General features: G+C 68.4%; 18 protein-coding genes and 4 pseudogenes. 18 read left to right on the top strand and 4 right to left on the bottom strand.

The genetic code is table 11. From position 1 onward, the window contains the following. Nucleotides 1-11 precede the first annotated feature (11 nt). Nucleotides 12-1,040, bottom strand: a complete 1,029-nt coding sequence (locus tag QUE33_RS06070) for a YhjD/YihY/BrkB family envelope integrity protein (RefSeq protein WP_286302509.1) — start codon at nt 1,038-1,040, stop codon at nt 12-14. Nucleotides 1,041-1,177: 137 nt separating this feature from the next. Here QUE33_RS06070 and lysA point away from each other — a divergent pair, with 137 nt between their 5' ends. The 6 genes and pseudogenes from lysA (at nt 1,178) to QUE33_RS06040 (ending at nt 9,587) form a co-directional block, all read left to right on the top strand. Then, on the top strand, nt 1,178-2,569 hold the full coding sequence (gene lysA, locus QUE33_RS06065; RefSeq protein WP_378760456.1) for a diaminopimelate decarboxylase: 1,392 nt from the start codon (nt 1,178-1,180) through the stop codon (nt 2,567-2,569). A gap of 85 nt (nt 2,570-2,654) precedes the next feature. Next, a pseudogene (locus QUE33_RS06060) lies at nt 2,655-3,992 on the top strand (homoserine dehydrogenase); the annotation flags it as partial. 34 nt (nt 3,993-4,026) lie between these two features. Continuing rightward, nucleotides 4,027-4,988, top strand: a pseudogene (gene thrB, locus QUE33_RS06055) (homoserine kinase). A 690-nt stretch (nt 4,989-5,678) separates the two neighbouring features. After that, nucleotides 5,679-7,334, top strand: a complete 1,656-nt coding sequence (gene rho / locus QUE33_RS06050) for a transcription termination factor Rho (protein ID WP_286302505.1) — start codon at nt 5,679-5,681, stop codon at nt 7,332-7,334. A gap of 13 nt (nt 7,335-7,347) precedes the next feature. Beyond that, nucleotides 7,348-8,430, top strand: a complete 1,083-nt coding sequence (prfA, locus tag QUE33_RS06045; protein ID WP_286302504.1) for a peptide chain release factor 1 — start codon at nt 7,348-7,350, stop codon at nt 8,428-8,430. Between the two features lie 278 nt (nt 8,431-8,708). Then, nucleotides 8,709-9,587 carry a hypothetical protein gene (locus QUE33_RS06040; RefSeq protein WP_286302503.1) on the top strand — a complete coding sequence of 293 codons (879 nt, stop codon included), beginning with the start codon at nt 8,709-8,711 and terminating at the stop codon, nt 9,585-9,587. 75 nt (nt 9,588-9,662) lie between these two features. Here QUE33_RS06040 and epsC read toward each other — a convergent pair. The 3 genes and pseudogenes from epsC to QUE33_RS06025 all read right to left on the bottom strand — a co-directional run bounded on the left by epsC (nt 9,663) and on the right by QUE33_RS06025 (nt 11,183). Further along, nucleotides 9,663-10,225, bottom strand: a pseudogene (gene epsC / locus QUE33_RS06035) (serine O-acetyltransferase EpsC). Between the two features lie 11 nt (nt 10,226-10,236). After that, nucleotides 10,237-10,395 (bottom strand): hypothetical protein, encoded by a 159-nt coding sequence (locus QUE33_RS06030; protein ID WP_286302502.1) that lies wholly within the window; start codon nt 10,393-10,395, stop codon nt 10,237-10,239. Continuing rightward, nucleotides 10,356-11,183: a PLP-dependent cysteine synthase family protein gene (locus tag QUE33_RS06025; protein ID WP_286302500.1), complete on the bottom strand. Its 828-nt coding sequence runs from the start codon at nt 11,181-11,183 to the stop codon at nt 10,356-10,358. The genes QUE33_RS06030 and QUE33_RS06025 overlap by 40 nt, the downstream gene beginning before the upstream one ends. A 120-nt stretch (nt 11,184-11,303) precedes the next feature. Between QUE33_RS06025 and prmC the strand changes: the two genes are divergently transcribed. The 12 genes and pseudogenes from prmC (at nt 11,304) to atpD (ending at nt 21,359) form a co-directional block, all read left to right on the top strand. Continuing rightward, the gene (gene prmC / locus QUE33_RS06020; protein WP_286302499.1) at nt 11,304-12,161 is read left to right on the top strand and encodes a peptide chain release factor N(5)-glutamine methyltransferase; all 858 of its coding nucleotides are present in this window, start codon (nt 11,304-11,306) and stop codon (nt 12,159-12,161) included. Nucleotides 12,162-12,245: 84 nt separating this feature from the next. Next, a complete protein-coding gene (locus tag QUE33_RS06015) occupies nt 12,246-12,992 on the top strand; it encodes an L-threonylcarbamoyladenylate synthase (RefSeq protein WP_286302498.1) in 747 nt (248 codons plus the stop codon). After that, on the top strand, nt 12,989-13,390 hold the full coding sequence (locus QUE33_RS16385) for an MraY family glycosyltransferase (protein ID WP_434019617.1): 402 nt from the start codon (nt 12,989-12,991) through the stop codon (nt 13,388-13,390). The genes QUE33_RS06015 and QUE33_RS16385 overlap by 4 nt, the downstream gene beginning before the upstream one ends. Nucleotides 13,391-13,407: 17 nt before the next feature. Next, entirely contained in the window at nt 13,408-14,223 is an 816-nt protein-coding gene (locus QUE33_RS06010; protein WP_434019616.1) for an MraY family glycosyltransferase, read from the top strand. After that, nucleotides 14,220-14,687 carry a Cg1360 family ATP-synthase-associated protein gene (locus tag QUE33_RS06005; RefSeq protein ID WP_286302497.1) on the top strand — a complete coding sequence of 156 codons (468 nt, stop codon included), beginning with the start codon at nt 14,220-14,222 and terminating at the stop codon, nt 14,685-14,687. The genes QUE33_RS06010 and QUE33_RS06005 overlap by 4 nt, the downstream gene beginning before the upstream one ends. Before the next feature lie 155 nt (nt 14,688-14,842). Further along, entirely contained in the window at nt 14,843-15,637 is a 795-nt protein-coding gene (atpB, locus tag QUE33_RS06000; RefSeq protein WP_286302495.1) for a F0F1 ATP synthase subunit A, read from the top strand. Between the two features lie 44 nt (nt 15,638-15,681). Then, complete coding sequence (atpE, locus tag QUE33_RS05995; RefSeq protein ID WP_286302494.1) at nt 15,682-15,921, top strand: F0F1 ATP synthase subunit C; 240 nt, start codon at nt 15,682-15,684, stop codon at nt 15,919-15,921. Between the two features lie 28 nt (nt 15,922-15,949). Beyond that, nucleotides 15,950-16,483, top strand: a complete 534-nt coding sequence (locus QUE33_RS05990) for a F0F1 ATP synthase subunit B (protein WP_286302492.1) — start codon at nt 15,950-15,952, stop codon at nt 16,481-16,483. Next, on the top strand, nt 16,483-17,271 hold the full coding sequence (locus QUE33_RS05985) for a F0F1 ATP synthase subunit delta (protein ID WP_286302491.1): 789 nt from the start codon (nt 16,483-16,485) through the stop codon (nt 17,269-17,271). Before QUE33_RS05990 ends, QUE33_RS05985 begins: the two co-directional genes overlap by 1 nt. Before the next feature lie 51 nt (nt 17,272-17,322). Next, nucleotides 17,323-18,963: a F0F1 ATP synthase subunit alpha gene (gene atpA / locus QUE33_RS05980; protein WP_286302489.1), complete on the top strand. Its 1,641-nt coding sequence runs from the start codon at nt 17,323-17,325 to the stop codon at nt 18,961-18,963. Nucleotides 18,964-18,982: 19 nt separating this feature from the next. After that, nucleotides 18,983-19,878 (top strand): annotated as a pseudogene (locus QUE33_RS05975) (F0F1 ATP synthase subunit gamma). Between the two features lie 26 nt (nt 19,879-19,904). Beyond that, nucleotides 19,905-21,359, top strand: coding sequence for a F0F1 ATP synthase subunit beta (atpD, locus tag QUE33_RS05970; RefSeq protein ID WP_286302487.1), 1,455 nt, complete (start codon nt 19,905-19,907; stop codon nt 21,357-21,359).

Here is a 21,359-nt window from a genome sequence, read left to right as displayed (position 1 = left end):
CGGTCGGACCGTCAGTGCTCCCTGTCGGCCGCGGATCGAGCCGACCGCAGCGCCGCGGTCGCCGCTCGCACGTCATCCTCCGCCAATCTCACCGCAGCGTCGGCGAGGGTGTCGGCGCCGTACTTCGCCGCCACGCGATCGCGTTCCTCCTGCACCGAGACCACGATGAAGGCGCTGGAGAGCAGGATCACCTGCGTCGACAGGTTCAGCCACAGCAGCAGTGCCAGCAGCGACGCGAAGGAGACCAGCAGCGGATTCGATTTCGCGCCGCCGACGAACAGCCCGGAGAGCTCCTGGAGCACCAGCAGGGCCAGCGCCCCCAGCGCCGCCCCGGACCAGAGCGCGCGACCCGACGCCCGCACGCCCGACAGGATGCGGAACGCCGACCCGATCAGCACCGCGTTCAAGGCGAACACCACCAGGAGCGAGACGATGCGCACGCCCCACGACACGGCGGTCGGCGACCCCCAGCCGCTGCCGATCGCATGGACGATCACATCACCGGCGAAGGTCAGGGCGGCGGCGCCGGCGAAGGCGACCGCGATCAGCAGCGCGAGTGCGAGGTTGCGCAGCATCACCAGGTACCAGGCGGAATCCGCGGCGATCGTTCCCGCGATGGTGCGCATGGCCGTGCGCAGGGTGCCGATCGCACCGAGCGCGGAACCGACCAGCCCGATCAGCGAGACGATGCCCGCGATCGACAGTCCGCCGGGTGCCGAGATGACGTCGAGATCGACGATCCCCTCGCCGTCCGACGTGGCGATCAGGCCCGGTAGTGCCGAGTCCACCGCCGAGACCACGGCATCCCACGCCTGCTCGTTGCCCGAAAGCCACAGTGCGGCCGCCGAGAACCCCAGCAGCACAGCCGCGAACACGCTGAACAATGCGCGATAGGTCACGGCATCCGCCAGCACGGGTCCGCGTCGGCCTGTGTACAGCAGCGCAGCGCGCACCAGTCGCCAACGCAGCAGCCGTCTGATCAGCGTCGCCGACACCCGTGCGAACAGGCCCGGGCGTTCGGAATCGGATGAGCCCTCCATCCGATCACCCTAGCGAGCCGTGCGGACATCGTCACGGGGCGAGACCTTGCGGAAGCAGGCAGTCGGTTTGCCCTAGAATCGTGGGCAACCTCGCCGTGCGCTCCTCGCCCTCGGACCCGCCCCACGATTGGTGCTCTGTGCATTCAGCTGTCTCCTCGCCCGCCCCAGAATGGCTGGTCGTGCCCGACGACGCCAACGACCTCGCGCCAGCGGTCTGGCCCGCCTCGGCCGAGCGCGACGGTGAAGGCGAGCTGGTCATCGGCGGCGTCTCCGCCGGCGACCTCGTCCGCACCTACGGGACCCCGCTGCAGGTGCTCGACGAGGCCGAGGTGCGCCGTCGCGCATCTGCGACGCGAGCGGCTTTCGACGCTGCCGCCGAAGCGCATGGCACCACCGCCCGCGTGTACTACGCAGGCAAGGCGCTGCTGAACACCACGCTGGTGCGCTGGGTGATGGACGAGGGCCTGAACGTCGACGTCTGCACCGGCGGCGAGCTGGAGGTCGCCCTGGCAGCAGGAGCGGATGCCGGACGGCTCGGCTTCCACGGCAACAACAAATCCGTGGCAGAGCTGGAGCGCGCCGTCGAGGCGGGTGTGGGCACGATCGTCATCGACAGCGAGATCGAGATCGAGCGGCTCGCCGCGATCGTCGCACGCGGCGGATCCTCGCAGCGGGTGATGCTGCGGGTGAACAGCGGCGTGCACGCCGAGACGCACGACTTCCTGGCCACCGCCCACGAGGATCAGAAGTTCGGCACACCGTTGAGCGCCGCACCGGCCCTGGTCGCGCGGATCCGCGAGATCGCAGGCCTGGAGTTCGCCGGGCTGCACTGTCACATCGGCTCGCAGATCTTCGGTGTGGCCGGTTTCCGCGAATCCGCAGCGCGTGTGCTGGATCTGCATCAGGAGCTGCTCTCCGGAGGCGAGATCCCGCAGCTGAACCTCGGCGGCGGGTTCGGGATCGCCTACACCCGGGCCGACACCCCCGAGCCCATCGAGCGTCTCGCCGAGGGGATCGTCTCGGCTGTGGCCGAGGGATGCGCCGCCCGCGGCATCCGCATCCCGGCGCTGTCGTTCGAACCCGGTCGCGCGATCGTCGGCAACGCCGGGGTGACGCTGTACGAGGTCGGCACCCTCAAGGACGTCGCGCTCGAGACCGGCAGTCGTCGCTATGTCAGCGTGGACGGCGGCATGAGCGACAACGCCCGCCCGGCGCTGTACGGCGCTCAGTACTCGGCCCGTCTCGCATCGCGAGCCGGCCAGGGCGACCCCGTGCTGGTGCGCGTGGTCGGAAAGCACTGCGAATCCGGCGACGTCGTCGTCGACCACGAATACCTGCCCGCCGACATCGTGCCGGGCGATCTGCTCGCCGTTCCCGCCACGGGTGCGTACTGCGCGCCGCTGTCGAGCAACTACAACCACATTCCGCGGCCGCCGATCGTCGCCGTGAACGCCGGTGAGTCCCGCGTCATCGTGCGCGGCGAGAGCCTGCACGATCTGCTGGCACGGGACGCCGGCATCGCGCGGTGACCGGCTTCGCCGGAGCGGCCGCCGTCGCCGATGTCGACCGCAACAGACCAGACCAGAACCGACCCCGACGTGCTGAGGAGCGCAGATGACTGACTACCGACGACTTCGTGTGGCGCTGCTGGGAGCCGGTGCCGTGGGATCACAGGTCGCCGACCTGCTGCTGCGTCACGGCGACGAGCTCGCCGACCGTGCCGGTGCGCGACTCGAGCTGGCCGGCATCGCGGTGCGTGACGTCGATGCGCCACGAGACGTGGATCTTCCCCGTGAGCTGTTCACCACGGATGCCGAGTCGCTGATCACCGGCGCCGACATCGTCATCGAGCTGATGGGCGGCATCGAGCCCGCCCGGTCGCACATCCTGCTCGGACTCGGATCCGGCGCCGACGTCGTGACGGCGAACAAAGCGCTGCTCGCCACGCATGGCCCGGAGGTCTTCGAGGCCGCCGACCGGGTGGGCGCCTCGGTGTACTACGAGGCCGCTGCGGCCGGAGCCATCCCCATCATCCGGCCGCTGAGGGACTCGCTCGCCGGCGACCGTGTGGTGCGCATCAGCGGCATCGTGAACGGCACCACCAACTACATCCTCGACCGGATGGACAGCGAGGGCGCCGACTTCGCCGACGTGCTCGCCGATGCCCAGCGGCTCGGCTATGCCGAGGCCGACCCCACCGCGGATGTCGAAGCCTACGATGCCGCGCAGAAGGCCGCGATCCTGGCCTCGCTGGCATTCCACACCACCGTGCCGCTGGAGGCCGTGCACCGCGAGGGCATCACCTCCATCACCGCCGACATGATCGAGGAGGCCCGCAGCGCCGGCTTCGTCATCAAGCTGCTCGCCGTCTGCGAGCGGCTGCAGGAGTCCACCGGCGAGTCGATCTCGGTGCGGGTATACCCGGCGCTCGTCCCGCGGTCGCATCCGCTCGCCGCGGTGCACGGCGCGAACAACGCGGTGTTCGTCGAGGCCGAGGCGGCCGGCTCGCTGATGTTCTACGGCGCCGGCGCCGGCGGTGTGCAGACGGCATCCGCTGTGCTCGGCGATGTGGTCTCTGCGGCCCGCCGGCACATGGCGGGTGGCACGGGTGTCGGCGAATCGACCAGGGCGAACCTGCCGATCGTGTCGATCGGCCATGTGACCACCCGCTATCAGATCACTCTCGAGGTCGCCGACCAGCCCGGTGTGCTGGCTACGATCGCGGGGCTGTTCAGTGAGGGCGGGGTGTCGGTGGCGACGCTCGTGCAGACTGCGGTCGCCGCGTCGGCGGATCAGGACGCCGATCAGGTCACCGCGTCGGATGCGCGCGGCACGGCCCGGCTGATCATCGGAACCCATCGCGCGGCTGACAGCGCTCTCAGCGCAGCCGTCGACCGGCTCACCGCCAGCGATGTCGTCGAGAACGTGGTCTCGGTGCTGCGCGTCGAGGGGAATGAGCGTGGGCGTCACCGTCGTTCCGGCGGACATGGAGCCCGTCGTCTCGGACACCCCCGTCGTCGACGGCGCCCTTCGTACCATCACGGTCACCGTGCCCGCCACGAGCGCGAACCTCGGGCCCGGATTCGACACGCTCGGGCTTGCGCTGAGCATCTACGACACTCTCACCGTATCGTCGTTCGCCGACGACCGGCTCGAGATCGAGGTCGACGGGTCGGGGGCGGAGCACATCCCCACGGATGCTGGAAACCTCGTCGTCCGATCGATCGCCCATGCCTATGCAGACGTCGGCCGTCCGCTTCCCGGCCTGCGGATCCACGCGACCAACGGCGTGCCGCATGGACGCGGGCTCGGGTCATCGGGGGCTGCGGTGGCGGCCGGCATCCTGATCGCCAAGGGCCTGCTGGCCGACGACGTGGAGCTTGACGACCGGGAGCTGCTGCGCCTGGCGACCGAGCTCGAGGACACCCCGACAACGTCGCCCCCGCGCTGTTCGGCGGACTCACGATCGCCTGGACAGGCGAGAGCGGCCCGCAGCACAAGAAGCTTCTGGTGCACCGCGGCGTGGCGCCGCTGGTGTTCGTGCCCGGCTTCACGATGTCGACCTCGCTGGCCCGGTCGCTGCAGCCGCCGCAGGTGTCGCGTGAGGACGCCGTGTTCAACGTCTCCCGATCGGCACTTCTCGTGGCCGCGCTGACGCAGAGCCCCGAGCTGCTGCTGGATGCCACCGCCGACCGGCTGCACCAGGAATACCGCGGAACGGCGATGCCGGAGACCCTGCGACTGGTGCAGGCGCTGCGCTCGGAGGGCTTTGCCGCGGTGGTCTCGGGAGCAGGTCCCAGCGTGCTGGTGCTCGCAGACGGCCCGGGATCCCGTCAGCGGGCGATCGATCTCGCGGATGCCGTCACCGACACTCCCTGGGATGCGCACATGCTCGCGGTGGACGTGCGTGGTGGTACAGTTAGGGATCGAGCGGAGGGCTCCACGTAACTTCGTGAATCTGGCCCCGTCGCACTTCTGCGAAATCCGCACGCGATCCCCAGCACCACCCAGGTACTGGCAGGCAGGCGCATGGCGTCGGCGCGTGTGACGCGCAGCTTCTGCTGTGCATTCTCTGGATTGCTCATTTCCCACGACATATGAGGGAGTACTCGTGGAGAACTTCTCCGAGACCCACAACGACAACCAGGCCGCTGAAGCGGCCGCGACCGAGACTGCTCCGGTGCGCAAGCGTGCGCCGCGGCGCGCCACGTCGGCGTCCGCTGCTGCGACTCAGGCGCCGGAGGCTCCGGCATCCGCCGCCGCTGCTGCTGATGCCCCGGCTGCTGATTCCGCGGCTGCTGATTCCTCGGCGCCCGCCGAGGAGAAGCCGAAGGCTCCGCGGCGCACTCGCGCCAAGAAGGCGGAGGCGCCGGCCGAGGCTCCGGCCTCCGATGCCGCCCCGGCAGCAACCGACGCTGCGGGCGCCTCAGATGCCGCCGAGGCGCCGGCCAAGCCGGTGCGAAAGCGCGCCTCTCGGGCCGCCGGGGAGGCCGCTCCGGCCGCCGATGCCGGCGGAGAGACGCCGGACGCGAAGGATTCCGGAGCGAAGGGCGCCGACGCGAAGGCGACGGGCGCCGCAAAGGGGCGGAGGCCGCTGACGCGAAGACCCCCGACGCGAAGACGTCCGACACCACGGCGGTGGACGCGAAGGATGCCGATGCGAAGGGCGCCGCGAAGGATGCCGACGGCGCCGGCGACGGCTCCTCCGCGCCGGCGAAGCGTCCGGCCCGCGGTCGCCGTGGTGCCAAGAACACGGATGCGGCCGACGCTGCGGACGCGGGCGCCGAGACCTCCGGCGATGCCGACGGTGCCGCGGCCGAGTCATCCTCATCCGAGCAGGGCTCCTCGCGTGGCGAGCGGAACTCGGCATCCGATGGCGACGGGTCTTCCGACAGTGATGGCTCGGGTCGTGGCCGGAGCCGCAGCCGCAGCCGCAGTCGCGGCCGGGGCGGCAAGGGCGAGAACGGCAACGGACAGAACGGCGGCGGTCACGGCGGCCAGCAGGACACTTCGCACAGTGATGACGACCAGGGTTCCGGACGCTCGCGCCAGCGCAACAAGCGCCGTGGTGGCGGCAACCAGAACGCCGACGAGTTCGAGACCGAGATCGGTGAGGACGACGTCCTGATTCCGGTCGCCGGCATCCTCGACGTGCTCGACAACTACGCCTTCGTGCGCACCACCGGCTACCTCGCGGGCGCCAGTGACGTGTACGTCTCGCTCGGCCAGGTGAAGAAGTACAACCTGCGCAAGGGCGACGCCATCGTCGGCGCCATCAAGCAGCCCCGCGAGGGCGAGCAGCAGGGCCGCCAGAAGTACAACGCGCTGGTCAAGGTCGACTCGATCAACGGGCTTTCTCCCGACGACGCAGGCAACCGCGTGGAGTTCGGCAAGCTCACTCCGCTGTACCCGCAGGAGCGCCTGCGCCTGGAGACCGCGCCCGAGAAGCTCACCCAGCGCATCATCGACCTGGTCGCACCGATCGGCAAGGGTCAGCGTGGTCTGATCGTCGCGCCGCCCAAGGCAGGCAAGACGATCGTGCTGCAGCAGATCGCGAACGCCATCGCGCAGAACAACCCCGAGGTGCACCTCATGGTCGTGCTCGTCGACGAGCGCCCTGAAGAGGTCACCGACATGCAGCGCACGGTCAAGGGTGAGGTCATCGCATCGACCTTCGACCGCCCCGCCGAGGATCACACCACGGTCGCCGAGCTGGCCATCGAGCGCGCCAAGCGCCTGGTCGAGCTGGGCCGCGACGTGGTCGTGCTGCTCGACTCCATCACCCGTCTGGGCCGGGCGTACAACATCGCGACGCCCACCTCGGGCCGCGTGCTCACCGGTGGTGTCGACGCCGCCGCGCTGTACCCGCCCAAGCGCTTCTTCGGCGCCGCGCGCAACATCGAGAACGGCGGCTCGCTGACCATCCTCGCCACCGCGCTCGTGGAGACCGGATCCAAGATGGACGAGGTCATCTTCGAGGAGTTCAAGGGCACCGGCAACAGTGAGCTGCGCCTGTCGCGCGCACTGGCCGACAAGCGGATCTTCCCGGCGGTCGACGTCAACGCGTCCAGCACCCGCCGCGAGGAGATGCTGCTCTCGGCCGACGAGGTCAAGATCACCTGGAAGCTGCGCCGTGCCCTCGCGGGCCTGGACCCGCAGCAGGGGCTGGAAGTCGTTCTCGGCAAGCTGAAGGAGACCAGCTCGAATGTCGAGTTCCTGTTCCAGATGCAGAAGTCGATCCCGGCACCCGCATCGACCGGCTCCTCGCACGCGCACGAGAACAACATCCGCTGATCGCCGCTGAGTCGTGTTCGAGTCCGTTCAGACGCTGATCGACGAGCATCGCCGGGTGCAGGAGGAGCTCTCCGACCCGGCGGTGCACGCCGATGCCGCGCGCGCCAAGCGCGTGAACCGGCGCTATGCCGAACTGAGCCGGATCGTCGCGGCGCACGAAGCCTGGCTGACTGCGGGCGACGATCTGGACGCGGCTCGCGAGCTCGCCCGCGAGGACGAGGCGTTCGCAGACGAGATCCCGGCGCTCGAGGCGGGGCTGGCCGCCGCGCAGGAGAAGCTGCGCCGGCTGCTCATCCCGCGCGACCCGGACGACGCCCGCGATGTGATCATGGAGATCAAGGCGGGGGAGGGCGGCGCCGAATCGGCACTGTTCGCCGCCGACCTGTTGCGGATGTACGTGCAGTACGCCGCGCATCGAGGCTGGAAGACCGAGCTGCTCGAGCGCAACGAATCCGATCTCGGCGGGTACAAGGACGTGCAGCTCGCGATCAAGGGCTCCGCCGCCGACCCGTCGCAGGGCGTCTGGGCGCACCTGAAGTACGAGGGCGGCGTGCATCGTGTGCAGCGCGTGCCGGCGACCGAGTCGCAGGGGCGCATCCACACCTCCACCACCGGCGTGCTGGTCTTCCCCGAGGTCGATGAGCCGGAGGAGATCCAGATCGATCAGAACGATCTGAAGATCGACGTGTACCGGTCCTCGGGCCCTGGCGGCCAGTCGGTGAACACGACCGATTCGGCGGTGCGCATCACGCACCTGCCCACCGGCATCGTGGTGTCGATGCAGAACGAGAAGTCACAGCTGCAGAACCGCGAGGCCGGCATGCGGGTGCTGCGCGCCCGGCTGCTGGCCAGGCAGCAGGAGGAGCAGCAGGCCGCGGCATCCGATGCCCGTCGCTCGCAGATCCGCGGGATGGACCGCTCCGAGCGCATCCGCACCTACAACTTCCCCGAGAACCGCATCGCGGATCACCGCACCGGCTACAAGGCGTACAACCTCGACCAGGTGATGGACGGCGCTCTCGACCCCCTCATCGAGTCCTGCATCGAGGCCGATGAGGCTGAGCGCCTCGCAGCCCTCGGCTCCGACGCCTCCTGACCCGGGCGCTTCGCGCCCACAAGCCCGTCTATTTGGCGCGCGTGCACGGCTTTTACGGCATGTCGCGTGCACGAGCGCCATATAGACGGGGGTGATCGCGAGGGTTGTGGATAACTCGAGCGCAGTCGGTCTCGGATCGGGCACAGTGGCGGGATGCTGCAGCCGCTCCCTCGGAACTCCCGGATGCCTTCACCTTCGCCGAAGCCCGCGCGCTCGGTGTCACGCGCCGTCGGTTGGACTCCGAAGACCTGAGCAGGCCGTTCCGGGGAGGCCGCGTCATGATCACATCCGGCGACGCGGACCAGACCGAGCCGGATATCTGGGACAGAATGCGGCGGGAGCACGTCGGGCGGATGCGAGCATACGCGCCTCTGCTGCCGCCGGACGGCTATTTCTGCGGGCCGAGTGCGGCGATCGCCTGGCGCATCCCGATGCCGCCGTGGGTGTGGCAGAAGGATGCCCTGCACGTCGGCGTCCATCGTCCGCGTCGGGCGCCGCGCCGCCCCGGCATCATCGGGCACCAGCACACCCGCGGCTTCGTAAAGGTCGGCGAAACCGACGGGCTTCCAGTGACCGATGCCGCGAGCACCTGGGCCACGCTCGGCGGTATTCTCGGCCTCGACGCCCTGGTCGCGGCCGCCGATCACGTGTTGCGCGTGCCCAGGCATCCGGGCGGCTTCGCACCCGTGACTGAGACGGCACTGGCGACCCGCGAGGAGCTCGAGATCCTGACGCGCCGGAGAGGGCGTCCGGGTGCTCCACGACTGCGGCAGGCGCTGGAGCTCGCGCGGACGGGAGCGGCATCCGCACCCGAGACGCAGATCCGTCTGATCATCCGCGGAGCCGGAATGCCGGAGCCGATGCTGGACTACGACGTATACGATGACCACGGTCGGTTCCTGGGGTGCAGTGAGCTGGCGTATCCAGAGCTGAAGCTGGCCATCGAGTATGAGAGCGATGGGCATCTGACCCGGAAGCAGCTGCAGCGCGATATCGACAAATACCAGTCCTACACCGAGGCAGGCTGGTATCCGGTGCGGCTCACCTCGGAGCATGTGTATCGGCATCCGTCCGAGACCGTCCGCCGCGTCCGTCGGGCGCGGGCCATGGCCAGCCGACACGGTTTCCGTCCCGACTTCCCGTCTATTTGGCACTGATGCCCGCGACACGCCGAGCAACCCGTGCACGCGCGCCATATAGACGGGCTTGGGAGGCGGGGCAGCGGGGCGGGGTCAGATCGAGTAGTCGGGGGCGGCGAGCAGGGCGGCAGTTGCGCCATCGCGGGGGCGCGCCTTGGCGGGCACGCCCACCAGCACGCTGTCGGCGGGCGCGTCGCGCGTCACGACGGCGTTGGCTCCCACGACCGAGCGCGCGCCGATCCGCACCGGCCCGAGGATCTTCGCCCCGGCACCCACGGCCACGCCGTCCTCGAGCGTCGGATGCCGTTTGCCGGAGTTCCTGGTGCGCCCGCCCAGCGTGACGCCGTGGTACAGCATGACGTCGTCGCCGATCTCGGCGGTCTCGCCGATCACGACGCCCATGCCGTGGTCGATGAAGAAGCGCCGGCCGATGACGGCACCCGGATGGATCTCGATGCCGGTCAGCCACCGGGTGATCTGCGATCCCATCCGCGCCGGGAACCGGATACCCCGCTGCCACAGTGCGTGCCACAGGCGGTGCGCCCAGATCGCGTGCAGGCCGGGGTACAGCGCGGCCACCTCGAATCCACGGCGTGCCGCGGGGTCCCCCGACGAGCCGCAGCGACATCTTCGCGCACCCGGGAGACGATGCTCATGTCGTGTTCCGTCAGGCCTTCGGCTTGTCGCGCAGATCCTCGAAGAGCGCGGTGGAGATGTAGCGCTCACCCGTGTCGGGGATGATCGCGACGATGGTCTTGCCTGCGTTCTCAGGACGCTCGGCAACCTTCAGCGCCGCCCACACGGCCGCCCCGGCGGACATGCCCACGAGCAGGCCCTCCTTGGCGGCGAGATCGCGGGCGGTGCGCAGCGAGTCGTCGTACTCGACGGGGAACACCTCATCGAGCAGCTCACGGTCGAGCACATCGGGCACGAAGTTCGGTCCGATGCCCTGAATGCGATGCGGCCCGGGGTGCCCCTCGCTGAGCACGGGGAGTCCTTCGGCTCGACGGCGATCACCTGCACCTCGGGCTTGGCCGCCTTCAGCGCCTGGCCTACGCCGGTGACGGTGCCGCCTGTGCCGACCCCGGCGACGACGATGTCGACCTGACCGTCGGTGTCGCGCAGGATCTCCTGGCCGGTGGTCTCCCGGTGGATCTTCGGGTTGGCCTCGTTCTCGAACTGACGCACCCACACGGCATCCGGGTTCTCGGCGATGATCTCCTTGAGCACGTCGATGGAGCCGGTCATGCCCTTGTGCGGGTCGGTGAGCACGATCTCGGCGCCGAACGCGCGCAGCAGCACGCGCCGCTCCTTGGACATCGACCCGGGCATCGTGAGGATCACCCGGTAGCCACGTGCCGCGCCGACCATCGCCAGAGCGATGCCGGTGTTCCCGCTGGTGGCCTCGACGATCGTGCCGCCGGGCTTGAGCTGCCCGGATGCCTCGGCCGCGTCGACCATCGCGATGCCGATGCGGTCCTTCACGCTCGAGGCCGGGTTGTAGAACTCCAGCTTCGCGAGCACAGTCGCGGACAGGCCCTCGGTCACACGGTTCAGCCGCACCAGCGGGGTGTTGCCGAACGCGGTGGTGATATCGGAGTGGATGCCGGCCATGGCGCACCTTTCGTCGAGGGGATCAGCGTGATCAGCCTACGGCGTGCGCGCGAGGCGCTGACTGAATGTGTCCAGGCGAATGTGTCCAGGCGAATATGTCCGGACGCCTACGCTGGGAGGATGCCCGAATCCCTCTCCGTGCGCCTGCGTTCGGTGGTGCAGCAGCTCACCGACGCCGAAGTCCCTGATCCGGTGGTGGATGCCGAGCTGCTGATCGGCCACGTGCTCGGCCTGAGCCGTGGAGAGGTGCAGGCCGCGCTCATCCGCGGCGAGGACATCGACGACGCGGATGCCGAACGGCTCACTACTCTGGCCGCCCGGCGTGCGGCGCGTGAACCGCTGCAGCACCTGACCGGCACGGCTGCGTTCCGGCAGCTGGAGCTGGCGGTCGGGCCTGGCGTGTTCGTGCCGAGGCCCGAGACCGAGACCGTCGTGCAGATCGCCATCGACGCCCTGCAGGAGAGTGCGTCCCCGGCGCCGATCGCGATCGATCTGGGCACCGGAAGCGGTGCGATCGCACTGGCGATGGCGACCGAGGTTCCGCAGTCGCGCGTCTTCGCCGTCGAGCGCTCGCCCGAGGCGCACGCGTGGGCGGCACGCAACACGGCGGATGCCGGGAACCTCACCCTCGTGCTCGGCGACCTCGCCACGGCTTTCGACGAGCTGCGGGGTACGGCATCCGTGGTCATCTCGAACCCGCCGTACGTACCGGACGATGCGATTCCGCGCGATCCCGAGGTACGGCTGCACGATCCCGCCCAGGCCCTGTACGGCGGCCCGGACGGGCTGGACGTGGTGCGGGTGATCAGCCGGCGTGCGCAGGAGCTGCTGCATCCAGGGGGTCTGCTGGTGCTCGAGCACGGTGAGCTGCAGGGGGCGTCGATCCGCGCGCTGCTCGAGGCGGACGGCTGGCGCTCCACCGCCACCCACGAGGACCTCACCCGGCGCGACCGCGCGACCACCGCCCTCAGCCGCTGACCTGCGCCGGCACGGTCGGATCCTGACCAGGCCCGGATGCTTCCACGGTGCACCGTGATCGCGCACCCGTAGAATGAGCAGGCCATGTCAACTGTCTTCGATTGCCGCGACGAGGCACAGATCCTCGCCGGCATGCGCCACGCCCGTCAGGCCATCGCCCGCGGCGAACTCGTCGTCCTCCCCACCGACACCGTGTACGGCGTCGCCGCAGACGCGTTCTCTCCGGCGGCCGTGCAGCGCCTGCTCGACGCGAAGGGGCGCGGTCGCGAGATGCCGCCTCCGGTGCTGGTCGCCGGGCAGGACATGATGGCGGCGCTGGTGGAGTCGGTGCCGGATGCCGTGCAGAAACTCATCGATGCCTTCTGGCCGGGCGGGCTGACCATCGTGCTGCCCGCGCAGCCGTCGCTGACCTGGGACCTCGGCGAGACCAAGGGCACGGTCGCCGTGCGCATGCCCGATCGCCGGGTGACGCTGGAGCTGTTGGCAGAGACCGGCCCGCTGGCGGTCTCCAGCGCCAACCTCACCGGTCGCTCGGCGGCGATCATCGCATCCGACGCACAGGAGATGCTCGGAGACGCGGTCGAGGTCTACCTGGAAGAGGGATACTGCGAGAGCGGGGTGCCCTCGACCATCATCGACGCGACCTCGCTGGTGACCACCGGTGATGATCAGGCGCCGACCGTGCGCATCCTCCGGGAGGGCGCGATCACCCGCGAGCAGCTCGAGGGCGTGCTCGGAGAACTGCTGGAGCCGGACGAGAGCCTCGAGGGTGCGGTGCTGGAGGGTGCCGCGTCCGACGCCGACGGCGGAAGTCCGGTAGACGAAGAGTGAAGCAGTATCTGTTCACGATCATCCTCACCGCGTCGATCACCTTCGCGCTGACGTGGGCGGTCTGGCAGCTGAGCCTGAGGTTCAAGCTCTATCCGGGCATCCGTGAACGGGACGTGCACAAGACCCCGAAGCCGCGCCTGGGCGGCGTGGCGATGTTCATCGGGATCGCGTGCGCCATCCTCGTCTCGGCGGCGAACCCGTTCTTCGAGCGGATGTGGTCGCCCCCGCAGACGCTGTGGTCGCTGCTGGCCGCCGCCGCGCTGATCGCCGTCGTCGGCATGATCGACGACCTGTTCGATCTGGACTGGATGATCAAGCTGGCTGCGCAGTTCCTCGCCGCCGGGATCATCACAGCCGGCGGGGGACTGCAGGTGCTCTCCTTCCGGTCGGCGACATGATCCTCGTCTCGCCCTGGGTGAGCATCTCGATCACGATGCTCGCGATCGTCGTGGTCATGAACGCGGTGAACTTCATCGACGGCCTCGACGGGCTGGTCGCCGGGGTGTGCCTGATCGCCAACGGCATCTTCTTCGTGTACTCCTACATCCTCACGCGCGACTCCGGCGCCACCAGCTACTTCAATCTGGCGACCTTCCTCGCCGCGGTCCTGATCGGCGCCTGCGTGGGCTTCCTGCCGTTCAACTGGAGTCCCGCGAAGCTGTTCATGGGCGACTCCGGCGCGCTTGTGCTCGGGCTGCTGATGGCCACCTCGGCCATCGCGGTGACCACGCAGGGCGACGTCAACGCCTTCGACCCTGAGCGGTTCGGCCGCTCGCAGCTGCTGGGCGCCTTCATCCCGATCGTGCTGCCGCTGGTGATCGTCATGCTGCCGCTGCTGGACTTCGGTCTGGCGGTGTTCCGCCGCATGCGGGCGGGCAAGTCGCCGTTCGCCCCGGACCGCAAGCATCTGCATCATCGGATGCTGGATCTCGGCCATCGCGACCGTGACGCCGTGCTGGTGTTCTACGCCTGGACCGCCGTGATCTCGCTGGCCGTGCTGTTGATGTACATCGCGACGCGTCAGGATTGGCCGGGCGGCTACATGGTGGGCGTCGTGTTCGGCGTGGTCGGCAGCGCCGCCTGCCTGGTGGTCACGCTGATGCCCTCGCACCGCCGCCCCGGACCTCCCGTTGAAACCGCCCCGACCACGGCTCCCGGACCGACCACCACCCCCGTAGAGACCACCACCCCTGCGAAGACCGCAGACTCGAGCACCATGGAGCACCGATGACCCCGAGCCCCGTCTCCAGCACGCCCATCCTGCGACGCACGCTGATCTGGTCGGCCGTGGCCGCCGGCGTCCTCGCCCTGATCGCGGCCGGCATCGGCTTCGCGGTCGCCGGCGTCGAGGGACTGTGGAGCGGCCTGATCGGCGTGCTGCTGTCCTTCGTCTTCCTCGGCATCACCGCGGGAAGCATCCTGTTCGCCAACCGCTGGTTCGGCGATCCGCTGTACGTGCAGTTCTTCTTCGCGATCGTGCTCGGCGGCTGGCTGGTCAAGATCGGCGTGTTCTTCGTGCTGATGTTCATCCTCGGCGGCCAGTCGTGGGTGGCGCCGAAGGTGCTGTTCGTCTCGATCATCGCCGGCGTGGTCGTCTCGCTCATCGTGGACGCGCTGGTGATCATGCGGATGCGGCTGCCGAACGTCAGCGACATCGAGCTGCCGACCCAGGTGGAGGACGAGGATCCGTCCTGAGCGACGCTCAGGGTTTGCTAAGCTGGTTCCGTCCCCGCCGGTTGTGTGGTGATCTTCGCAGGTCACGGTGTCGCCGCGGTTGACGGTCATCTGTCCCTTTCGCGTCGGTCGATCTCCGGCGCTACGAAGCTGGAGCCGCAACGTTGACTCAAGCCGTGTCTCTCCTTGCCGCCGCGACTGAGGGTCCGACGTTCCATCCGCCGACGATCTGGGACTTCTTCCCGCCTGTCATCGCCTTCGAGGGCACGCCCTTCGCGCTGACGCGCATTCACCTCGCACAGATCCTCGCGACGGTGATCCTGATCCTGGTGTTCTGGCTGGGCAGCCGCCGGATGCGTCTGGTTCCCGGCCGCTTCCAGAGCCTCGTCGAGATGGGCTTCGGCTTCGTCCGAGGCAACGTCGCGCACGATCTGCTCGGCCGGAAGGACGGCGAACGCTTCCTGCCGATCCTGATGACGATCTTCTTCATGATCCTGTTCATGAACCTCACCGGCATCATCCCCGGCGTGAACATCGCGGGCACCTCGATCATCGCCGTGCCGCTGCTGCTGGCGATCATCTCCTACGGCACGTTCATCTACGCCGGCGTGAAGAAGAGCCCCAAGGGCTTCGTGAAGAACTCGCTGTTCCCGTCGGGCATCCCGGTGTTCCTGCAGTGGTTCGTCGCCATCCTGGAGTTCCTGTCGACGTTCATCATCCGTCCGGTCACGCTGACCCTGCGTCTGCTGATGAACATGATCGTCGGCCACCTCATGCTGGTGCTGTTCTTCTCGGCCACCCAGTTCTTCGTGTTCGGCCTGAGCGGCTGGTGGTCGGCGCTCGGCGTCTTCACCGGCGCCTTCGGTCTGGCCTTCACCCTGTTCGAGGTCCTCGTGGCCGTCCTGCAGGCCTACATCTTCGCCGTCCTGACTGCGGTCTACATCCAGCTCGCAGTCGCTGATGAGCACTAAGGGGACAGGCCTCCGCCTGCCCACCAATCGAAAGGAAAAATCCCGTGGACGCAACTACGGTTCTCGCTGATGTCACCGGCTCGATCGCAACCGTCGGCTACGGCCTCGCAGCCATCGGCCCGGCCATCGGCATCGGCATCGTCGTCGGAAAGACGATCGAGGGCGTGGCACGCCAGCCCGAGCTCGCCGGCCGCCTGCAGGTTCTGATGTGGATCGGTATCGCCTTCACCGAGGCACTCGCCTTCATCGGCATCGCCACCGGCTTCATCTTCGGTTACAACTGATCCGTCTTCCGACAGGTAAGGAGACAGGATGCTGAACGCTCTTGTCACTGCTGCGGAAGAGGCTCAGAGTCCGCTCATCCCGCAGCCGTACGACATCTTCTGGTCGGCGATCTGCTTCGTCATCATCCTCGTGGTGCTGTGGAAGGTCGCCATCCCGAAGCTGACAGCCATGCTCGACGAGCGCGCTGCGGCCATCGAGGGCAACATCGCCAAGGCCGACGAAGCACAGAAGCAGGCTGAGGCCGCGCTGGAGGAGTACACCCGCCAGCTCGCCGAGGCACGCACCGAGGCCGGTGAGATCCGCGAGGCCGCCCGTGAGGACGGCAAGAAGATCGTCGCAGAGGCCAAGACCGCTGCGACCACCGAGGCGAACCGCATCACCAGCGCGGCGCACACGCAGATCGAAGCCGAGCGCCAGGCCGCGCTCGTCTCCCTGCGCAGTGAGGTCGGCACGCTGGCGATCGACCTCGCCGGCGGAGTGGTGGGGGAGACCCTCAGCGATGACGCGCGGGCGACGGCCGTCGTGGACCGCTTCCTGGCCGACCTCGAGAAGGCCAAGTAATGGGCAGCGCGACCACTCAGGCACTCGCGGCATCGACGGAGGCACTGGCTGCGACGTCGGGCCTCACCCTCGACAGTGCGGCCGAGCTGTTCGCGGCCGTCCGCACGCTCGGGGAGTCGGCCCAGCTGAGCGGCGCGCTCGCCGATCCCACGGCGCCTGCTCAGGCACGCGCAGCGCTGGTCGCCAGCGTGTTCTCCGGAGCATCCGCCCCGGTGCGCGCGCTGCTGACCACGGTGTCCGCACAGCGCTGGTCCCGTGCGTCCGATCTCGTCGACGGCGTCGAAGAGCTCGCGATCCGTGCGGCGGCCGTCGCCTCAGCGAAGGACGATGTGGCAGGCGAGCTGTTCGGCTTCTCCCGTATCGTCGCGGCCAACCCCGAGTTCGAGCTCGCCCTGGGCGGACGCCTCGGCGGCGACTCGGCAAAGGCTGAGCTGGTCGAGAAGGTGCTCGGCTCGTCGGCGGCTCCCGCCACCGTGCTGATCGCCGCCTCCCTGGTGAGCCTGCCGCGTGAGCGCCGGGTTCGCCAGCTGCTCGGCCGTGCGATCGACATCGTCTCGTCGCAGGACGGGCGCACGGTCGCGACCGTGTTCACGGCCGCGCCGATCGCCGCTGCACAGGAGGCACGCCTTCGTGATGCTCTGGCGCGCCGCTATGGGGGAGAGATCTCCGTGAACCAGGTGATCGACCCCGAGGTCGTCGGTGGACTGCGCGTGCAGATCGCCGACGACGTCATCGACGGCAGCATCTCCGCCCGTCTCGCCGAGCTTCGACAGAAGCTCGCGAGCTGACACAGACTGACGCGGGGAACCGCGCACACCCAGACACACAAAGGGAAGACAATGGCAGAACTATCGATCAGCCCCGACGTCATCCGTGACGCGCTGAAGGACTTCGCAGCCGCCTACGAGCCCACTGGCGCGGCCGCGACCGAGGTCGGCACGGTCATCGACGCAGCCGACGGCATCGCGCACGTCGAGGGGCTGCCTGGGGTGATGGCCAACGAGCTCGTCACCTTCGGTGACGGCACCAAGGGCCTCGCGCTGAACCTCGACGAGCACCAGATCGGCGTCGTCGTCCTGGGCGACTTCACCGGCATCGAGGCCGGGCAGGAAGTCACCCGCACCGGTGAGGTGCTCTCGGTTCCGGTCGGCGACGGCTACCTGGGCCGCGTGGTCGACCCGCTCGGCAACCCGATCGACGGCCTCGGCAACATCGCCACCGACGGCGTGCGCGCCCTCGAGCTGCAGGCGCCCGGCGTGATGCAGCGCAAGAGCGTGCACGAGCCGATGCAGACCGGTGTCAAGGCGATCGACGCGATGATCCCCGTCGGCCGCGGTCAGCGTCAGCTGATCATCGGCGACCGTCAGACCGGCAAGACGGCGCTGGCGATCGACACGATCATCAACCAGAAGGCCAACTGGGAATCCGGCGACGTGAACAAGCAGGTGCGCTGCATCTACGTCGCGATCGGCCAGAAGGGCTCGACCATCGCCTCGGTGAAGGGTGCGCTGGAGGACGCCGGTGCGCTGGAGTACACCACGATCGTGGCCGCTCCCGCCTCCGACCCCGCGGGCTTCAAGTACCTCGCCCCGTACACCGGCTCGGCCATCGGCCAGCACTGGATGTACGACGGCAAGCACGTGCTGATCGTCTTCGACGACCTGTCCAAGCAGGCCGAGGCGTACCGCGCCGTGTCGCTGCTGCTGCGTCGCCCGCCGGGGCGCGAGGCCTACCCGGGTGACGTCTTCTACCTGCACTCGCGTCTGCTCGAGCGCTGCGCGAAGCTGTCCGACGAGCTCGGTGCGGGATCGATGACCGGTCTGCCGATCATCGAGACCAAGGCGAACGACGTCTCGGCGTACATCCCGACCAACGTGATCTCGATCACCGACGGCCAGATCTTCCTGCAGTCCGACCTGTTCAACGCCAACCAGCGTCCCGCTGTCGACGTCGGCATCTCGGTGTCCCGCGTGGGTGGTGACGCGCAGGTCAAGTCGATCAAGAAGGTCTCCGGAACGCTGAAGCTCGAGCTTGCGCAGTACCGCTCGCTCGAGGCGTTCGCGATGTTCGCATCCGACCTCGACGCGGCCTCGCGTCGTCAGCTGGCCCGCGGCGCGCGTCTGACCGAGCTGCTCAAGCAGCCGCAGTACTCGCCGTACCCGGTGGAGGAGCAGGTCGTCTCGATCTGGGCCGGCACCAACGGCAAGCTCGACACCATCGAGGTCGAGGACGTGCTGCGGTTCGAGCGCGACCTGCTCGACTACCTGCGTCGCAACACCAGCATTCTCGACACTCTGCGCGAGACCAACGTTCTCGACGACGACACCGTCGCCGAGCTCGACAAGCAGACGGATGCCTTCCTTCTGGAGTTCCAGGGTGGCAAGGGGCACGGCATCGGCGCCCCGGGTCACGAGGAGCACGCTGCCGCCGAGGCGGAAGACGTCAACCAGGAGAAGATCGTCAAGGGTCGTCGCGCGTAACCGCGTGAGGTACTGATTCATGGGCGCTCAACTCAGGGTCTACAAGCAGAAGATCTCTTCTGCTCAGACGACCAAGAAGATCACGAAGGCGATGGAACTCATCGCGGCTTCGCGCATCCAGAAGGCGATGGCACGCGTCAAGGCGTCCACTCCCTTCGCGCGGGCCGTGACGAGGGCTGTGTCCGCCGTCGCGACGCACTCCAATGTCGACCACCCGCTCACCCGCGAGCCCGAGAAGATCACCCGCTCCGCGGTCGTCATCTTCTCGTCCGACCGGGGCTGGCAGGCGCCTTCAACTCGCAGATCCTCCGCGAGGGTCTCGAGGTGGCGGAACTGCTGCGCGAGCAGGGCAAGGAGCCGGTGTTCTACCTGGTGGGCCGCAAGGCCGTCGGCTACTTCCAGTTCCGGGGCATCGCCTCGGCCGCGGAGTGGACCGGCGACACCGACACGCCGGCGTTCCACACCGCTGAGGAGATCTCGCACACGCTGCTGGATGCCTTCTCGCGCGGCGGGGAGGCCGGGGGCGTCGATGAGATCACCCTGGTGTACAACCGCTTCGTCAGCATGATGACGCAGTCGCCGGAGAACGTGCGACTGCTGCCGCTGGAGATCGCGGAGGCCGACGACTCAGAGGCGGGCAGCACCGTCTACCCGCTGTACGAGTTCGAGCCCGACGCCGAGACCGTGCTGGACGCGATCCTGCCGGTGTACATCCAGAGCCGTGTGTTCAACGCCCTGCTGCAGTCGTCGGCCGCCAAGCAGGCCGCGACGCAGAAGGCGATGAAGTCGGCCAGCGACAACGCCGACAAGCTGATCACCGACTACACCCGCCTGCGCAACAACGCGCGACAGGCCGAGATCACCCAGCAGATCGCCGAGATCGTCGGTGGCGCCGACGCTCTCGCATCCAGCTGACAGACCCTCAGGAAAGAGACGAAGAAATGACCCCCACCGCTACGGCTGACAAGCCCGCGACCGCGGTCGTCGGGCGCGTCGCACGCGTCAACGGTCCGGTTGTCGACATCGAGTTCCCGCACGACTCGATCCCCGACATCTACAACGCGCTGAAGACCACGATCGTCATCGGCGAGGACTCCACCGAGATCACCCTCGAGGTCGCTCAGCACCTCGGCGACGATCTGGTCCGGGCCATCGCCCTGAAGCCCACCGACGGCATCGTCCGCGGTCAGGAGGTGCGCAACACCGGCGAGGCGATCTCCGTCCCCGTCGGCGACGTCACCAAGGGCAAGGTCTTCAACGTGATCGGCGAGGTCCTCAACGCCGAGCCCGGCGAGCAGATCGAGATCACCGAGCGCTGGCCGATCCACCGCAAGGCGCCGAGCTTCGACCAGCTCGAGTCCAAGACCCAGATGTTCGAGACCGGCATCAAGTCGATCGACCTGCTCACGCCGTACGTGCTGGGCGGGAAGATCGGTCTGTTCGGCGGCGCGGGCGTCGGCAAGACCGTCCTCATCCAGGAGATGATCCAGCGCGTCGCGCAGGACCACGGCGGTGTGTCGGTGTTCGCCGGTGTCGGTGAGCGCACCCGTGAGGGCAACGACCTGATCCACGAGATGGAGGAGGCGGGCGTCTTCGACAAGACCGCCCTCGTCTTCGGCCAGATGGACGAGCCCCCGGGGACGCGTCTGCGCGTGGCACTGTCGGCGCTGACCATGGCGGAGTACTTCCGCGATGTGCAGAAGCAGGACGTGCTGCTCTTCATCGACAACATCTTCCGGTTCACGCAGGCCGGTTCCGAGGTGTCGACCCTACTGGGCCGCATGCCCTCGGCGGTGGGCTACCAGCCGAACCTCGCCGATGAGATGGGCCTGCTGCAGGAGCGCATCACGTCCACGCGCGGTCACTCGATCACCTCGCTGCAGGCGATCTACGTGCCGGCTGACGACTACACCGACCCGGCTCCGGCCACCACGTTCGCGCACCTCGATGCGACGACCGAGCTCAGCCGTGAGATCGCGTCGAAGGGTCTGTACCCGGCCATCGACCCGCTGACCTCGACGTCGCGCATCATGGACCCCCGCTACCTGGGTGAGGACCACTACCGCGTGGCCACCACGGTCAAGCAGATCCTGCAGAAGAACAAGGAGCTGCAGGAGATCATCGCGATCCTCGGTGTCGACGAGCTCTCGGAAGAGGACAAGATCGTCGTGTCGCGCGCACGCCGCATCCAGCAGTTCCTCTCGCAGAACACCTACATGGCGAAGAAGTTCACCGGTGTCGAGGGTTCGACCGTCCCGCTGAAGGAGACCATCGAGTCCTTCGATGCGATCTGCCGCGGCGACTTCGACCACGTCGCCGAGCAGGCCTTCTTCAACGTCGGCGGCATCTCCGACGTCGAGGAGCAGTGGGCGAAGATCCAGAAGGAGAACGGCTGA

It is taken from the genome of Microbacterium suwonense, assembly GCF_030296555.1.
Lineage (GTDB): Bacteria > Actinomycetota > Actinomycetes > Actinomycetales > Microbacteriaceae > Microbacterium > Microbacterium suwonense.
Note: the sequence above shows the minus strand (reverse complement) of the source record. Positions and strands in the feature narration are given on the sequence as shown.

Bases quoted from the DNA above. Each gene is read 5' to 3' on its own strand.
- QUE33_RS06015 (WP_286302498.1), top strand. From the start codon at position 12,246: ATGTCAACTGTCTTCGATTGCCGCGACGAGGCACAGATCCTCGCCGGC.
- QUE33_RS05985 (WP_286302491.1), top strand. From the start codon at position 16,483: ATGGGCAGCGCGACCACTCAGGCACTCGCGGCATCGACGGAGGCACTG.
- atpD (WP_286302487.1), top strand. From the start codon at position 19,905: ATGACCCCCACCGCTACGGCTGACAAGCCCGCGACCGCGGTCGTCGGG.
- QUE33_RS06025 (WP_286302500.1), bottom strand. From the start codon at position 11,183: ATGGCCGGCATCCACTCCGATATCACCACCGCGTTCGGCAACACCCCG.
- atpA (WP_286302489.1), top strand. From the start codon at position 17,323: ATGGCAGAACTATCGATCAGCCCCGACGTCATCCGTGACGCGCTGAAG.
- prmC (WP_286302499.1), top strand. From the start codon at position 11,304: ATGCCCGAATCCCTCTCCGTGCGCCTGCGTTCGGTGGTGCAGCAGCTC.
- QUE33_RS05990 (WP_286302492.1), top strand. From the start codon at position 15,950: ATGCTGAACGCTCTTGTCACTGCTGCGGAAGAGGCTCAGAGTCCGCTC.
- QUE33_RS06040 (WP_286302503.1), top strand. From the start codon at position 8,709: ATGATCACATCCGGCGACGCGGACCAGACCGAGCCGGATATCTGGGAC.
- QUE33_RS06005 (WP_286302497.1), top strand. From the start codon at position 14,220: ATGACCCCGAGCCCCGTCTCCAGCACGCCCATCCTGCGACGCACGCTG.
- QUE33_RS06070 (WP_286302509.1), bottom strand. From the start codon at position 1,040: ATGGAGGGCTCATCCGATTCCGAACGCCCGGGCCTGTTCGCACGGGTG.